Annotated in this window: 9 protein-coding genes; 6 read left to right on the top strand and 3 right to left on the bottom strand. The window is 60.3% G+C overall.

What is annotated here, in order from left to right; translation table 11 throughout:
• Positions 1-113: 113 nt before the first annotated feature.
• On the top strand, positions 114-1934 hold the full coding sequence (locus tag NZK35_RS26990) for an ABC transporter ATP-binding protein (protein WP_259635632.1): 1821 nt from the start codon (positions 114-116) through the stop codon (positions 1932-1934).
• A 584-nt stretch (positions 1935-2518) separates the two neighbouring features.
• Positions 2519-4174, top strand: a complete 1656-nt coding sequence (locus tag NZK35_RS26985) for a hypothetical protein (protein WP_259635631.1) — start codon at positions 2519-2521, stop codon at positions 4172-4174.
• A 149-nt stretch (positions 4175-4323) separates the two neighbouring features.
• Here NZK35_RS26985 and NZK35_RS26980 read toward each other — a convergent pair whose 3' ends face one another.
• Positions 4324-7512 carry a serine/threonine-protein kinase gene (locus NZK35_RS26980; protein ID WP_259635630.1) on the bottom strand — a complete coding sequence of 1063 codons (3189 nt, stop codon included), beginning with the start codon at positions 7510-7512 and terminating at the stop codon, positions 4324-4326.
• A gap of 243 nt (positions 7513-7755) precedes the next feature.
• Here NZK35_RS26980 and glgA point away from each other — a divergent pair, with 243 nt between their 5' ends.
• The 3 genes from glgA to NZK35_RS26965 all read left to right on the top strand — a co-directional run bounded on the left by glgA (position 7756) and on the right by NZK35_RS26965 (position 13396).
• Positions 7756-9258: a glycogen synthase GlgA gene (glgA, locus tag NZK35_RS26975; RefSeq protein WP_259635629.1), complete on the top strand. Its 1503-nt coding sequence runs from the start codon at positions 7756-7758 to the stop codon at positions 9256-9258.
• A gap of 210 nt (positions 9259-9468) precedes the next feature.
• Positions 9469-10854 (top strand): galactose-1-phosphate uridylyltransferase, encoded by a 1386-nt coding sequence (locus NZK35_RS26970; protein ID WP_259635628.1) that lies wholly within the window; start codon positions 9469-9471, stop codon positions 10852-10854.
• Positions 10855-11230: 376 nt separating this feature from the next.
• A complete protein-coding gene (locus tag NZK35_RS26965) occupies positions 11231-13396 on the top strand; it encodes an alpha-amylase/4-alpha-glucanotransferase domain-containing protein (RefSeq protein ID WP_259635627.1) in 2166 nt (721 codons plus the stop codon).
• A gap of 93 nt (positions 13397-13489) precedes the next feature.
• On the opposite strand, the gene NZK35_RS26960 is transcribed toward NZK35_RS26965, so the two are convergent.
• Positions 13490-14770 carry a radical SAM protein gene (locus tag NZK35_RS26960; RefSeq protein WP_259635626.1) on the bottom strand — a complete coding sequence of 427 codons (1281 nt, stop codon included), beginning with the start codon at positions 14768-14770 and terminating at the stop codon, positions 13490-13492.
• Between the two features lie 187 nt (positions 14771-14957).
• Positions 14958-16196 carry an amidohydrolase family protein gene (locus NZK35_RS26955; RefSeq protein ID WP_259635625.1) on the bottom strand — a complete coding sequence of 413 codons (1239 nt, stop codon included), beginning with the start codon at positions 16194-16196 and terminating at the stop codon, positions 14958-14960.
• Between the two features lie 25 nt (positions 16197-16221).
• Between NZK35_RS26955 and NZK35_RS26950 the strand changes: the two genes are divergently transcribed.
• On the top strand, positions 16222-16842 hold the full coding sequence (locus tag NZK35_RS26950) for a DNA-3-methyladenine glycosylase (protein ID WP_259635624.1): 621 nt from the start codon (positions 16222-16224) through the stop codon (positions 16840-16842).
• Positions 16843-16894: the final 52 nt, after the last annotated feature.

The following is a 16894-nucleotide window of genomic DNA, read 5'->3' as shown; positions in this document are numbered from 1 at the left end:
AGGTTTCCGCAGGGCGACACACGCCGGACGCACTGCGGAAACCTTCGGATTGGATCAACAGACGTTTCGTTCCCCGAAGACTCAGTGGCGTTTATCATCGGGGAGCCGTTGCTTTGAATCGATTTCACACCCTGTCGGCAGCCCGCAATGAACCGGAGGCGGGCCCGGGCAAACTGTTCTCGTTATTTTGGGCGACGCTCGCCGGGCTGCTGGTCCCGTGCATCGTCTTGGTCGTCGGCCTGATTTCGCTGTTGCTACAGACGGGACAGCTGGGGCAATCGACGGTGCGGCTGGGAGCCAATCTCTACGTCCGGCTTCCGGCCTCGTTTGTCGATCAGCCGCCGCTGGTCCAACTCACCCAGCTGACCTCGCTGGCGTTTGCGATGGCGGTGGTGTTGAGCGCCGCGGTTTGGCGTCATCGATGCTTGGCGGATCGTCGTGCCGCGGCGATCACCAAGTCGCTGCATCAAAAGGTCTTGAAACAGAGCGTGCGTCGCGCCGAGCTGGAAGGTGCCGCCGCGCAATCGTTGAACGCTCAGAAGCTGATCGGTCGGCACCTGCCGTCGGTCCAGGCCGGGCTGTCGCTCTGGTATCGCTCAATGCCCCGCAGCCTGTTTCTGTTGCTCGGGTGCGTGTCGCTGGCCCTGTTGGTTCATATCTGGTTGGCCATCGTCGCGGTGATCAGCGGCGTGATGGTTTGGCGTCTGTATCGTCAGGTGCGCGGCGGCGACGCGGACGAAGCCGGTCGGTGGGAGCTTCCGCAGTTGCGCGCCCAGATGGCGGCGTTGGTCGGTCGCGCCCCCAAGATGGCCCGCCTGCAGGCGCAGGGGATTGCCGAAGCTTCGTTTCAGCATGAACTGGACCAGCTGTATCAAAAATTGGCCGAGAACGATGCACAGCGCGGACGTGTCTGGCCGCTGCTGTTTTTGGCCACGTCGGCAGCCACCGCCATCATGGTCATCGGGTTGGGGCTGAATCTGCTGGAGGCCGAATCCGGGTTAAGCCTTTCGTCGGCAGTGGTGTTGGGGTTGTCGCTGGCCGGCGCGGTGTCGGGAGTGTGGCGATTGCAAACACTGGCCCGACGATTGCGTGCCAGCGGGACGGCCTGCGACGCCGTCTATGCGTACTTGCGCAAAAGCGATGGCACGACGCCGTCGGAACAACGCGTCGGGTTGGCCGGGCTGCGGGACGGCGTCGAGTTTCGTGACGTGACGCTGGCCGATTCGCACGGTCAGGCGATTCTCAATCACATCACGACGGAGTTCACGCCCAAGTCTCTGGTGACACTGTTGGGAACCGATTCGGTGTCTCCGCAAGCGATGGTCGAATTGTTGATGGGGTTTGGACGTCCGGGTTCGGGCGAGGTCCGGATCGATGGGCTGAAACTGTTGGAAGTTCACCCCGCGTCGTTGGCCAAGAACGTGATGTGGATCGAACCGTCGGGCCCGTTGTGGGATGGGACGATCGAAGAAAACCTGTCGGCCGGAAGCGGCGGCACGATCAGCAACGCGGACATCGTCGATGCGTTACGCGAAGTCGATGTGTATGAACAGATCCAGCGTCTTCCCGACGGGCTGTCGACGTATGCATCGGTCGAAGGATTTTCGTTGTCCACCGAAGCGACCTATGGGATCGGGCTGGCGCGGGCGCTGCTGCATCGCCCGCCGATCTTGCTGGTCAACGAACCGCCAGCACCGAACGCGCAACTGGCCGATGATCCGTGCTTGAAGGCGATCAAGAAATTGGTCGACCAGGGATCGTTAGTGGTGATGCTGCCGCGACGGCTGCAAACCTTAAGAACAGCCGATCGTGTGATTCTGCTCAACGGCCCCAATCTCGCCGGCGAAGGAAAACATTCCCAATTGCTGAGCGACAGCGATCTGTATCGCCATCTGAACTATCTGTTGTTCAACCCTTACCGCCCGGGACGGTAAAACGCGACCCCCAGGGGCAACGCGGTCACGCATTCCTTTCCTGTGGTTTGCGAGGGTGTAGCGGCAGGGCGCAAGCCCTCCGGTCTTTCGATAACAGGGAGGAACCGGAGGGCTGGCGCCCTACCGCTAACAAAAAACACCCCGCTTGGCGTCAAAGTAGCACGACTTCTCTGTCCCTGCGATTTTGATCGTCAGCGAGAAAACCCACCGATGGCCGCGCGGACCCACGGATTTTTGCTGCTCCCCATCCGCGGGTTCGCGCTGCGATCGGTGGGCTTGTTGTGTCTGGGGCAGTAAATAATCCCCCCCGGCGATCTGAAATCGGGCACAATGGAAGAGGGCGGCTGGCGACGCAGTGACGCACTTTTTAGCGGTAGGGCGAACCATTTTTTAGCGGTAGGGCGCGAGCCCTCCGGTGTTTTGGCAGAGATGGAGAACCGGAGGGCTCGCGCCCTGCCGCTAAAACCTCAAGAAACACAAGGGAAAAATGCTTCACAGCATTGCCCAAGCGCTCGGACGCCGCATCGCTGGTTTTTGAGCTAGTCTTTGCGAACCACTGAATCCTTCAACGATGGCGCGATGAGATGAATCGACGACACAAAATCCTCTGTCTTCTAGCCGCTGCTGGAACTCTGACCGCGTTTCCGTCCGCGTCTTCAGGGCAGGACATCATCGGCGAGGCGTTGGGGAAAGTCATTTTGCCGGCCGTCGGGCCGGTCATTTTGGATCGTGCCGGCGGCCAGATCCTGGAGAAGGGATTGAACGGAGGATTCGGAAAAGGCGGAATGCTGCCGGGACGGGGCGGGCGAGTGCCGACGCGTCCTTCACGTCGCCAGGGATCGCCCCAGGTCATCCGCTCCCAGCCCTATTCGCAAACGGTTCCCTCGGGGTCTTACCAGGTTCAGCCGCCATCGGACGTCGCCCCGGCGCCGAACGCTCCGCCCCCGGTCGAACCGCCGGAAAACCGAATCGTGACGCGACCGTCGGTTTCGCCCAATCCGTCGCCGACCGAAATTGCATTGACCCACGTCGTTTCCGCAGGCCCGCAATTGGCCGGCAAAGTCATTCGTGCCGAAGCGGCCGAAATCGCGGGCCAGATCGATCAGGCCGTCATGCGATCCCTCGGCCAATCGTCGGGTGATGCCAGTCTGGAGGCGTTGCGTCGCGACTATCAGAATCGATTGAACAAGAATCATTCCGAAACCGCTCGCGCCGAGCTGATGCTCAACCACGATGCGGCCCTGGCCGCCGCAGGGACTCGGCAAGCCTGGTCGTCTCTCTTTGATGCCGCCGACGCCGCCGATCGAATCGCGGCATTGCCCTCCGAAACCGACCAAACAACGCTGACGCAAGCGATCGAAGCGTTGCGGAGCGAACTGACCGGCATCACCGGTCCGGTGCTCAGCGGCAATGAGATCGCGGTGATTGCCCAACGCGCCAAGAACATCCGCAACATGGTCGTGTTGAGCGAGATCGCGCGGGTGCTGGGGGCGCAGCGCCGCGACGACCTGTTCGCGCGGATCGCCGAGGCGGCGGGCAAAAGCGACGCGCCGGATGAAGCGATCACGGGATTGTTGGGCGTCGGTTTGGGAACAAGCGGTAGTACCGTGACCGACATGCAGCTTCCCGAAGGGATTCCCGCGGTGGTGCTCTACAGTCCCGAGATCAACACGACCCCGATCAGTTTCGTCTGTGATGACGCGTTGGAAATCACGCTCGCCCCGGGCGAGATGGTGCCGTTGGACCAATCCTTCGTCGTCGCGTTTCAAAACGGGAAGGGCGTCGTCAAACGATACACGATCAAAAACGGCATGTTTCGCTGGGTGGTCGATCAAGACGGCTGGGATCTTCGTCAAAAGACCGCGGTGGACGTTACCATCGACGCCAGTGAATCGCCCGCCGCGTTCCATTACCTGCTCAATGGTCAACCGCAGATCGCCGAGGCCGGCTCGGTGATGCAGCACCGGCTGGACGGACCGGCTCGGATCGATTTTGATCGGGGGCTCGGTGACGGCAGCAGCAAGTCGACACTGGTCACTCCCGGCGACTATGTGGTCGGCGTCAACCCGGACACGGCAGGCTGGGACTTGCACCTGCGACCGCAACAAGGGTCGGCTGCGGAGTCGACGACGGAGATCGCCAAACAGTATTGGAGAGACAGCGTCGTGCAAGCCCAACGTGCTGCATTGATCGATCCCGCCGAAGCCAAAGTCGACGCGCTCTTGGATCTGATCGAATAACAAAGTGGGGTAAGCATCTTGCTTGCGAAAAGTGGGGTAAGCATCTTGCTTGCCATGGAATGTGGGGTAAGCATCTTGCTTGCCATCCGGAGTGCGTCAGCACTCTGTCTGCGATGCAGCCACGGATCGCAAGCTGGAAGCTTACGCCACTAGGGGGCGGGAATCTGAAACTCTTTCGGCAGTTCGTACTTGTCGTTTGCGGCATCACGGGTCGTGATCAGAATCTCGGTTTCCTCGGGCGGTTTCCCCTTCGGGTGCACGACCCAAACGAGCGACTGTTTTGCGTCGCTCGGCCCCGTCGCCGTCTTGTCGGGATTGGCGCCCAAGACCAAGTCGGTCAACACCTTTCGCAGTGGTTCTTCATCGCGTTGAAAATTGCGGATCTGTTGGTTCTGAGTGATCCCGTTTTTCTCCAGATCGGCGCCGATGATTCTGACATCCGGCATCGTCGATCCGGCCGGAAGCGATGATTTAAATTCATCGACGACGGCGTCGACGGCGAATTGCAGAGAAAGTTGCAGGAACGAAATCGACATCGGTCGGTCCAGCAGCTCGTCGACCGTCAGCGGGTCCGCGGGCGGAGTTTGCGCCAGGCTTTCTTGTCCGGGTTCGGTGTTCATCGCCAGGAACGTGCCCAAGGCGACTTGGGTTCCGGCATCGGCGGGCAAGTAGGTCGATGCGACGACCGTTTCACCAAGAATCGTGCTGCGCGTCTGTTCGTTGACGAACCGCAACATCAGCGGCAAGCGAGTGGCCAACAGACGCCAGGAGGGATCGGGGACCGAATTCAAAATGAAGTTGTCCGCCCAATCGGGCCACGTTTGGGTTGTTTCGCGGAACGATTTCAACAGCGTCGCCGCGGTCGCGCCGCCGCTGGGCAGTTCACGCAATTCCAGATACAGCGCGCCGTCCTTTGCCGAGGCGGACAAGGAGAACGCGGCGACATCGGGGATCAGCCATCGTTTGAGCGGCGATCTGAATTCTGGCAACGAGGATGCCAACATCTCGCGGCCGTCGGCGAACAGAAAATTGGGCGTGACCAGGGCGACCAGGTCACTGTCGACACTCGTTTGATTCCACAGCGTTTGCATGCTGCGGACCAAGGGGATCGATGCGCCTTCGGTCTCGGCGACCTCGCGAATTCGATCCAACGAGGCGATGGCGAACCGTTGGGCCTTGCCGTCTTCGAGCGGTTTTCCTTTTTCCCCGCCGCCGACGAAATACGCATCCCCGTCCAGGTCCTCGCCGGCGTAGAGGATCACGCCCTTGTCGGTGCGGGATTCCAAGGCTTGCCATTTTTCGCTCAACGTGTCCAGTTCGACCGGTGCGACCAAGTCGATCACCAGAGCGACTTCGGGCCATCCCTGTTTGCCGGGGAACAACGCGGCGGTGCAGCGCTCGATCTGGTCCCGCGTCACTCCGGCGCGCTGCTCGACCATGGCGATCAACGGCGACAATTCGGCATCGAAGGTCGATGTCAACGTTTGCGCATCGGCGCTCGACGTGACGCGTGCCAGGGGAATCGATACGATCACCGCCGGCCCGGGTGGCAGAAGCTCCAAGGACGGTGGTGGAGAATCGGCGGCATAAGGTGGCACCCAAAGCAAGCGATCGCTGTCGACAATCTCATAGCCATTGACCAGCGTCGGCTCGTCGCTGGGCACCTCGCGCCGTGACTCACGGACTTCGGGAACGCGGTTGACGATCGAGGGGTTGGGCCGCGGCCGGGCCGGAGGTTCGACGGGGCCGCGTCCACGAAGCGCAATCGCCAAGCCCAACATCAGCAGCGGCACGATCATCGTGCCGGCCAGGATCGGAATCCGATTCTTGCGTCGCTTGCGCCGTTTTCGTCGCGAGGGCCTCGCCGGTTGCTCAGCCTCCGACTCCGGCGTCGCGCCGGTGGGCGTTGGCTTGATGGACGCTCGCTCGGCGGGTGTCTGTTCGGCGGGTGTCTGTTCGGCGGGTGTCTGTTCGGCGGGTGTCTGTTCGGCGGGTGTCTGTTCGGCGGGTGTCTGGGGTGTAGCCGCTTGCTCAACCGGCGCGAGTTCTGATGGCGGCTGATCGCGGGTCGGCTGATCGCGGGTCGGACGGGTCTTGATCGCCGGCGGCTTCGGTGGAATCGAAGCGGGCTCGGGGGCGGCGTTTGACGCTGCCTCAACCGGCGGCGCCGGGGACACGTCAACCGGCGGTGCGGTGGGGACTTCGACCGGCGGTGCGGTGGGCGTCTTCGGTCGTTTCGGTTTCGGTGGGCGGGTTGGTTTCGGTTGGCTGTCGAGCAGCTCACCGGCTCGTGACAGAGCGTCGGCCATTGCACCGGCGGTTCCGAATCGGGCGGCGGGGTCTTTCGCCATCGCGTAGGCGAGCACACGCAGCAGCGGGTTTCCGGCGGCACCCTGCTCGACCGCCTCGATCAGTTCCGGAGGCAGCACTTCGTTGTGCGCGGCGAACAGATCTCGATCGTCTTCGCCGGAGAACGCGGGGCGTCCCAGCAGCAACGAAAACAGCAAGCATCCCAACGAATAGACATCCGACGCCGGTGTCGGCATGGCGGCCGGATCGGCCAGTTCGGGTGCGGCGTAAAGCGCGGGCGGTTCAATCCGGTCGATCCAACTGGTGGAAAGATCGGCGCGAGGCGATCGCGCGGGGGAGGAGGGATCGCGGAGCAAGATCGCGCGGCCCTTGGGAGTCACCCAGGCGTGGTCGGCGGCCACGGCCCCGTGTGCCATCACCAAGCCGGAGTCGAGGGGTTGGTGCAGCGCTCCCAGTGCGTTGGCAAGGTCGACACCGATGCGAATGGTCTTGCGGGGGCTGAGTGGTGGCTTGGATTGCAGCGCATTCAGCAGCGGTGTGCCGTCGGGAAGCGGTGAGAAAATCTCGACCGTTTGCTCGGCGTTTCCCGCTTGCGCGCCACCGGACAATTCGATCGCCTGCAGCGATTCCGCCTGGATTTCGCTGTGCACCGCCAGCCAACCGCGACGCGTTTCGTCCAGACTGGCCAGGGGGACGCGGAGCAGGAATCCGTACCGCGGGACGGGGGCGTCTTCGCTGACCGGCGTTTGGACGGGAATCCAGTGTGAAAACGGCGCGACCGGCGCACCGCTGGTGATCACGAACGAACCGACTCGCAGCGTGGTCGGCTGCCGTCGGAGCAACTCGCCGGCCTGAAACTTTGTCAGAACGCCGCTGCGGACCAGAAACGCTGAGAGCGGTGTGGCGTCCTCGCCGGTCGATTTGTCCGGCGATTGTTCGAACGCGGCCGAATAACGCTGGCAACTCCCCGCGTCGGCGAGTCCGGATTGGACCAAACGAGACCAGAATTCGCTCTGTGCGATCGACATGCAGGCAACACAACTACGGATTTGGAACAGAAGACCAGATTACGACGGTTTACGAGAAAGTTTAGCTGATCCGGTGGAAATCTGGCGTATTCGCCCCCCGCCCTTTCCCGCTCGATCGTTAATTGCGACCAATAATTCCATACGGGTGGGTGGGAACGCTGTAAATCCTTGGCCCGTTGAATTAACTTCGGCCGTGGCCCACATTCGGTGGGTGATGTCCGGCTCCGACTCAGGTACCAAGTTTTGAACATTGTCTACGTAACTTCCGAAGCAGTACCGTTGGCAAAAACGGGCGGGTTGGCCGATGTCTGCGGCACGCTGCCCCGCGAAGTCGCCGCGCTGGGACACCGCTGTGCGGTGATCCTGCCCGCCTTTCGCAGTGTTTACCGCGCCGGTCTCAAGATTGACACGACGGATATCAGTTTCGCCATCCCGATGTCGCCAGGCAAACTGGTGGGGGGGAGGCTGCTGCGGTGTCTGCTTCCCGACAGTGACGTCGTCGTTTGGTTGATCGACCAGCCCCAGTACTTCGACCGCGAATCACTTTATGGAGATGCGCTGGGGGACTATCGGGACAATGCCGAGCGTTTCACGTTCTTCTGTCGCGCAGCGCTGGCCGCCCTCTCGCGGATCGAGATGGACGTCGATGTGCTGCATTGCAACGACTGGCAGTCCGGATTGATCCCCGCCCTGCTCCAGGCATCACCGAAAGCGTTTGGGGCGCTCGGAAAGGCCGCGACCTTGATGACCATTCACAACATGGCCTACCAGGGTCAGTTTCACCATGACGCGTTCAAATGGACGGGCTTGGATTGGAAACACTTCACCCATGAGACGTTTGAGTACTACGGGCAGCTTAACTTTTTGAAAACTGGGATCGTCTGCGCCGACCACGTCACGACCGTCAGTCCCCGCTACGCGATGGAAATCTGTACGCCCCAGCACGGCTGCGGTCTCGATGGCGTGCTGGCGTCCAAAGGCGGGCGTGTGACTGGCATTACCAACGGGATTGACGAGACCGTTTGGAATCCGGCGACCGATGTTCACCTGAGCGCAAACTACGATCAAAACAATTGGCCGTCGGGAAAAATCGCCAACAAACGTTCGCTGCAGCTCGAATTCGGACTCGAAGAATCAGCCGACGTGCCGATGATCGGTTTGGTCGGGCGTTTGGCCGAACAAAAAGGATGGGATTTGATTCTGCCGGTGATCCGACAGCACGTTGACGAAGGCCGGCCGACGCAATGGATGATCCTCGGCAGCGGCGACAGGCAGATCGAAGCCGAACTGACGGCATTGGCGGCGCAAGCGCCCCGGCAAGTCGCCGCACACATCGGCTTTCACGACGCTTTGGCGCACCGGATTGAAGCCGGTGCGGATCTGTTTGTGATGCCCAGTCACTATGAGCCGTGTGGGCTCAATCAACTGTACAGCCTTCGATACGGAACAATCCCAATCGTTACCGCGACGGGCGGGTTGGCCGACACGGTGGTCGACACGACTGCCGAAACGTTGTCCAACCAAACGGCGACCGGATTCCACTTGCGCGAGGTTTCTCCGCGCGGACTCGATGAATCCATCGGCCGAGCCCTGAAATTGCGATATCACGAGCAAAAAATTTGGAATAATTTGGTGCAGCGCGCGATGGCCGCTGACTGGTCTTGGAGGAAGAGTGCGTCCCAGTATGTGGAGCTTTACGACAACGCAGTTTCCCTTAAGGGGGGCCAGGCTGTTGTGCCGAAATGAGGGCCGGCAAACGATTTTGTTTTTTTGCTCAGACAAGGCTGGAAATCGCTCAGAAATTGGTAGAGTGAGGCAAGTCGGGTCCGCGACAGCACTCCCAATCTGGATGACTTGGGACGGCTCTGGCGGACGAGAGGATGATGGACAGTCCGAGGGTGGCAGCATCCGTGTTCAGGCATCCTCATCAATCCCAACCTAACCCTGCTGCGACGCATGTCTTCTGATTCTGAGCAACAACCGCAAATCGTTTCGGCAGAGTCGGCTCTGCCCCGTCAAGTAAGCGAAGCGGTCTCAGGATATCAAGCGAAGCCCGGGACCATCGATACCGACACGCGACTGGCGTCGGCCGGCGAAACCGAAGCGATGTGGCCGGGACGACCGGCGCGGCGATCGGTCATGCGTTCACTGGCACACTCGGATGCCGATACCAAAAGCCGTCAAGAGGCGGCGTCCTATCGGGGCAGCAGCGCGACTTCACATACGCGGCGAGACTTGCTGACCGGCGACTGGACGATTTTCGCGCCCAAACGCGATCAACGCCCCAACGATTACGAATCGTCCAAGCTGTCCTCCGCTGCGACCGCCATCGAGCCTCCGACGGTCGATGCGGCCTGTCCGTTTTGCGTCGGCGCCGAAAACCGCACGCCGGAAGCCGTCTGGTCGGCCAGATTGGGCGACCAGGCAACGGCGCCACTGGATAGCGCGGCGACCCGCTTTGCCGGGCCGGCGGTCGAGGTCGTTCCGGGCGAACAAGAGCATTGGGACGTGCGTGTCGTGCCCAATAAATTTCCAGCCGTCAGCCCCTGCGATGCCGAGAAAGGCGGCCACGTCGATCGGCACAACCTGTTTCCGATCACCGATGTGGTCGGCGGACACGAAGTGGTGGTCGAATCCTCGCTGCACGCCGAATCGATCACGCAGTATGACCCCGCAATGGTCTACATGACGTTGCTGGCCTTTCGCGACCGGATTCGCCATTGGCGACAGGTCCGTGGAATCAACTACATCAGTGTGTTCAAGAATTGCGGGCCCGAAGCCGGTGCGTCGCTGCGACACAGCCATAGCCAGCTGATCGCGACCAGCCTGATGCCGCACCATGTCCGCACCACGCTGCTTCGATGCGAGCACCATCGGGCACGGACCGGATGCACGCTCGCCTGCGATTTGTTGCGGGCCGAGTTGGCCGAGCGAAGTCGGGTGATCGACCGGACCGATTCGTTTGTCGCGTTCTGCCCATTCGCCAGCCGCTTCGGTGGCATGATTCGATTGACGTCGGTGGAACATCAACCCCACTTTGATCTGATGACCGAGACGTCGTTGGACCAATTGTCCAGTTTCCTGTGGCGAGTGCTCTGCTGGGTCAACGAAGCCTTCCCGGGCAAAGCATTCAATTACCTGCTGCACACCTGCCCTCCCGGCGGCCAACAGCCCGAAGCCTTCCAGTGGTCGCTCGATGTCTTTCCGCGATTGAACAAGACCGCGGGATTCGAGTGGAGCTGTGACTGCATGATCAATTCACTGTTGCCGGAAACCGCCGCGCTGCGTTACCGCGAGATCGCCCGACGGCATGATCCACGCAACGTTCTGCTGACGCGGTAGGACACCCGCACGCTCGCGGCTCCAGACCTCTCCTGACCTCCGCCTTCCCCAGGCGTTGAGACAAGCGAAAGGAATCGCTGTGAAAATTTGCCGATTCTGACTGTTGTTCACCCCTACAGTCATGCCGATACAACCCGTGGGTCGCCGTTAACGATTAGGGGAAGACGTACAAACTGGGAAACCTTTTGCTTCAACGCCTGATCGATTTCGTGCAACCGGACTGATCCGTCCGGAGTGGCCATTCGGAAACGTCCACTCGTTTCATACAATTCGCTCAGTAATCACGTCCGGCAACCCGGTTGAACCGTCACGCTGTGCGACAACGCACGGTGTCGTCAATCGTTGCTACCAATTCACGACTTTAACTCCTGCGAACATGTCTGCTCACGTTCATCTTTGCTTGGTTTTGCATAATCATCAGCCGATCGGAAACTTTGACGGCGTGTTTGAGCAGGCATACCAAGATAGCTATCGACCGTTTTTGGATGTCTTTGAGCCCTATGACAAGTTGCAGATTTCGCTGCACACGTCGGGACCGTTGATGATGTGGTTGGCCGAGCGTCATCCGGAGTATCTCGATCGGCTGCGTCTGTTGGTCGAAGCGGGACGGATCGAGATCATCGGTGGTCCGCAATACGAGCCGATCTTGACGATGCTGCCGGCGCGCGACCGGATCGGCCAAATCGAAGCGTACGGACGCTGGCTGGAGCGGCACTTGGGCAGCACCCCGGCGGGGATGTGGACGCCGGAGCGGGTTTGGGAATCGACGTTGACGCGTGATGTCGCTGATGCGGGCATTCGCTACACCGTGCTGGACGATTATCACTTCCGGGCCGCGGGAGTCGATGAGAATCAATTGACCGGTTACTTCATCACCGAAGACGACGGGCGGTTGCTGCGTATCTTCCCCGGTTCGGAACATCTGCGTTACACGATCCCCTTCCAACCGGTCCAGGCGACGATCGATTATTGTCGCAGCGTGGCCGAGCGAGCTCCCGGCGCAGTCCTGACCTTCGGCGACGACGGCGAAAAATTCGGCACCTGGCCCGATACCAAAGTACACGTGTACGACAAGGGCTGGTTGAAATCGCTGTTCAACGCGCTGACCGAAAATGCCCCGTGGTTGCACACCGTGGCGCTCGGCGAGGCGATCAATCGCACCGCACCGGTCGGGAAAATCTATTTGCCCGATTGCAGCTATCGCGAGATGACCGAGTGGTCGCTGCCGACCGAGTCACAAGTGGTGCTCGATGAGGTGACCCATGAGATGGATTCCCATGAGCGTTGGAACGATTTGAAAACGTTTGTCCGCGGCGGGTATTGGCGGAACTTCAAATCGAAGTACGAAGAAACCAACGAGATGTACGCGCGGATGATGCACGTCAGCCGTCGTCTGGCTGATGCCGAATCGGCCGGCATCGAGGCCGGACAATTGGCGGTGATTCGCGACCATCTCTACCGCGGCCAATGCAATTGCCCCTACTGGCACGGAGCGTTTGGTGGGATCTATCTGCCGCACCTCCGCAATGCCGTCTATCAACACCTGATCACGGCCGACAATCTGCTCAGCAAACTGACCGGTGAACTGTCCGGCGCGGTCCAGGCGACCGCCGACGACTACGACTTTGATGGTCTGCAAGAAGTCCGTTTGAGCAATGACAAGCTCTGCGTCTGGGTCGCTCCGGGACGCGGCGGTCGAATTTATGAGTTGGATGTGCGCGAGATTAGCCACAACCTGCTGGCCACGCTGCAACGTCGTTCGGAAAGTTACCACCAGAAAGTGCTCGCCGGACCCAACACCGGTGGCGACAGCGTCGCCAGCATCCACGACCGCGTGGTGTTCAAGCAGGCCGATCTGGACCAGCGATTGCAATACGATCGCTACCCGCGAAAAAGCTTGATGGACCATTTCTACGACGTCGACACGGATCTCGAATCGGTCGCCCGTGGTGAAGCGATGGAACGCGGCGATTTCGTTGAGCTTCCCTTTGAGGCGAAACTGCGTCGGGGGGCCGATCGTGTCCAAGTGCAAATGCGCCGTGAAGGCAACGCTTGGGGAATCCCGATCGTGCTGACCAAAGCCGTCACCATGGTGACGGGAAGCGATGCCTTGGAGATCACCTACCTGCTGGAAAATCTACCGCGAGATCGGGATCTGCACTTTGCGGTCGAGATGAATTTTGCGGGGCTTCCCTCCGGTGCCGACGATCGCTATTTCAGCGACGAAGACGGCCAGCGTCTCGGACAGCTCGGCGAGAAGCTGGATTTGGAACACGCCTCGCAGTTGTCGCTTTCGGATCGCTGGCTGGGGATCGACGTGTCGCTGAAGCTGGATCGCCCCAGCGGCATCTGGGCGTTCCCCGTCGAAACGGTCAGCCAAAGTGAAGCGGGGTTCGAACTGGTGCACCAAAGCGTTTGCGTGCAGCCGCACTGGTTGGTCCGCGGTGACGCCGAAGGCCGCTGGCACGCCAAGATCGAATTGGCCGCAAGTTGCGAGTCCCACGCCGAAACGATCAACGAAGAGCAGGTGATCCAGCTGTAGGGCATGCTGTGCATGCCAATCGTCACGCACAGCGTGACCTACGCCGTCACGCACAGCGTGACCTACGCCGTCACGCACAGCGTGACGGACCTGCTACTGCAGCACCGGCAACTCACTCTTGGACGGTTCGCGATCCGGGGCGTCTTTGTCCGGGTCGCGATACTTGGCCGCGTCGAAGTGCCGTGCGTAGGTTCCGAAATCGTTGAAGGCGTACTTCTTGGCCCAGCGATAAACAAAGCTCCGTTCGGGGATCTCATCACCGGGTTGGAACTGGCTCCGCCGCGGCGTGATGTTTTTCAGCTCTTCGATGACGGCACCCCGAGCGGTGGTGTCGCGGGCGCCGTGCTTTTCGGCCAATTCGACCAGCAAGTCGGGACGCTCCATGATCACGCAGCCGCGCGTGTGCTCGGCCGTCAACGATCGGAACTCTTTGAGAAACTGTGACTCGTTGAACGTTTCGGCCAGCGGACGGTCGTCGTGGATCGATTCAGTGGCCAGTTGGATCACCGGACAGGGCTCGAGATCACCCCAGGGGCCGACGTGGTGTGTGAACCCGGTCGCAGCCGGACACAAGGCGTTTCCGGCGTCATCGTGATAAGCGTCGATGACGATGATCGGCTTGGTCGCGCGGGTGTCCACGACGAACTGTCGAACACGCCGCTGCTCGTCACTATTGAGTGCCAGCTGGGCATTGGCTTCCGGACCGACCGGTCGATAGATGTGGAACCAGCAATACATCACCCCCATCTCGATCAATCGATCGACCCAGGCGTCGTTGACAAGGTCATCGATGTTGGACTTGCAAACGCTCGTGCACACGCCGACCAACAAGTTGTGCTTCAGGGCGGTCTTCAGCCCCTCCATCGTCTGATTCAAGACGCCGGCACGACCACGTCGCTCGTCGCTGATGATTTCCGATCCTTCGACGCTGATCAGCGGCGTGACGTTCCCCAGCCGTTTCAATTCGGCAGCCACCTCGTCGGTAATGAAGTGGCCGTTGGTGAACACTTGAAAATAGACGTCGCGATTCTGTTCAAAGATTTTGAGCAGATCCTTGTGCATGAAGGGCTCACCCCCCAGGATGCCGAAAAAGCTGTTGCCCATCGCTTTGGCCTGCCGAATCGTCTCGTTCGCCGCATCCAGTTCGATCCGCTGTTGTTTGGCCGCCACATCCACCCAACAGCCCTGGCAACGCAAATTACAACTGTTGATCACCGACAGATACAGAAACGGCGGAAAGAACTCGCCGCGTTTCAGACGCCGCTTGTGCTTGTGCACACTCCAAAGTCCCTTCACACCAAGCGTCCACGCCGCTTTGGCAAGCAATCGCTTGTCGGTTTCGAAAAGGAATCGCGAAGCCAAACGAAGATACATAAAGCAACAAACCGGACTTGGGACTTGGAACTTGGAACTTGGAACTTGGAACTTGGAACTTGGAACTTGAAACTTGAAACTTGAAACTTGAAACTTGAAACTTGAAACTTGAAACTTGAAACTTGAAACTTGGAACTTGAAACTTGAAACTTGGAACTTGAAACTTGGAACTTGAAACTCGGACCTATTATGCCCGCCCAGGCAACCCCGTGCACGACAATTCCCCGGCTGCGAAGTCCCGCCACACCTGATTCAGGCGTTTGGCGGTCGTGGGAAGCATAACCGGCGGCTGGTGACGGATCCGCCCTGGTTGGATTCTCCCAAATTGAGACCCGGCGCCTAGCAAGGCATCCGATCCGGCAAGCGTCGCCATTTCCAGCACCGCGTGTGGATCGAGATCGGGGCGATGATGGAGCAGAAATTGCACTTCCTTCCAAACGCTCAGGTCGGGATTGCTGGCCCGCGAATCCGTGCCGATCGCGACACGGATTCCCGCGTCGAGCAGTTTTTGGACGCCATGTCGGGGGTGACCGAAAAAGTGGTGGGTTCGCGGACAGTAGACAACGCTCAGGTGTCGATGCCGCGAAAGTTGCTCGATTTCGTCGTTTTGAAAGTCATTGCCGTGAATCAACAAGGCCCTCGGTGCCTCGGCGAGCCAGCCGATCAACTCGATCAGCGGTTCCGAACCGGCCCAAGGAAAAAGCCCCTCGGGCCACAGACCGGCGGCGCGGAGGGTATCGGCAAACGGCCCGCTGCCTTGCCGCAGCAACGTTCGCTCGTCAGGCGACTCGGCGACGTGCATCGCCAATGCTGCGCCGTGCTGCTTGGCCAAATCGACACAGCGGCGAATCAAATCAGGTGGCGTTGAATAGGGGGCGTGGGGGCTGACGCCAAAGTCAATCGACGGGTTCGCCGACAAAGTGTCCGCGTGCGTCTGTGCGGATCGAAACCGCTCATCGGCCCGGTCGTCACTCAAACCAAGCACTTCGGCAAACGAAACAATCCTCGCATCCGCGTCGGCCGGGTAGGCCGATGGTGTTGTCGCGATATCCCCGATCAATCCCACGCCGGCGGCAACCGATTCGGCGATCCCGGCGCGGATGCAGTCCTGACGCTGGTCCGTCGTTGCCACACCGCGAGCGGCGATCACGCTGCCGATCCAGTCGGCCAGTCCGATCCCGGGTCGGCCGATCGGGGTCAGACAATCGGAAAACTCCATGTGCGTGTGCGCATTGACCATTCGTGGAAGCACCGCTACGTCGCCCAGATCAACGACAGCTTGGCTTCGGTAATCGCCGTCGGACAGCGCCCCGATCTCCACGATTCGGTCATCGACGACACGCAAAAACCCGCCATTGATCGGCGGTCGACAAATGGGGAAAATCCAACCAGCGGTGTAGATTGTTTCACGGCCTGTAGAGTTCACAGCGTCATTTCATCAGATTGCTTGAATGGTCCAACGTTTCTCGCCCCCCAAAATGCTGCACTCCGATTGCCTCGGCGCCGCGTTTTACGGCCGGCCGACGGCGGTCGTGGCGAAAGAACTGATCGGCAAAGCACTGCTTCATCACGTCGACGGTCAATGGCTGGGCGGCTGGATCGTCGAGACAGAAGCGTATCTGGATCAAGGCGATCCGGCCAGCCATTCGGCGCGTGGAAAGACGGCCAGCAACGCGTCGATGTTTTCCGATCCGGGAACGCTGTACGTTTATCCGATTCATGCGAAACACTGTTTGAACGCGGTCACGCAACCGGCTGACCAGGGGGCCGCGGTTTTGATCCGGGCGATCGAGCCGGTTTGGGGCCTCGATGTCATGCGTCGCCTGCGGGGTTACGACGATGTCCGCCGGTTGACTCGCGGTCCGGCAATGTTGTGCCAGGCGTTACAGATCGATCGCGACGACGATGGCCGATGTCTGGTCAGCGACGAACGGTTGGGCGTGTTCACCGATTCGATGCCGCGTGCCCCCGTCGTCCGGGCGACAAAACGGATCGGCATCAGCAAAGCCAAGCACCGTAACCTGCGATTCGTCGACGTGAACTCCAATTACCTGAGCCGCCAAGTGGGATAGGCTTCCAGGCTCGTCATTTCAGTATTGACGAGCCTGGAAGCCTATCCCACTT

The organism is Stieleria sedimenti (assembly GCF_025060895.1).
Classification (GTDB): Bacteria; Planctomycetota; Planctomycetia; order Pirellulales; family Pirellulaceae; genus Stieleria; species Stieleria sedimenti.
Note: the sequence above shows the minus strand (reverse complement) of the source record. Positions and strands in the feature narration are given on the sequence as shown.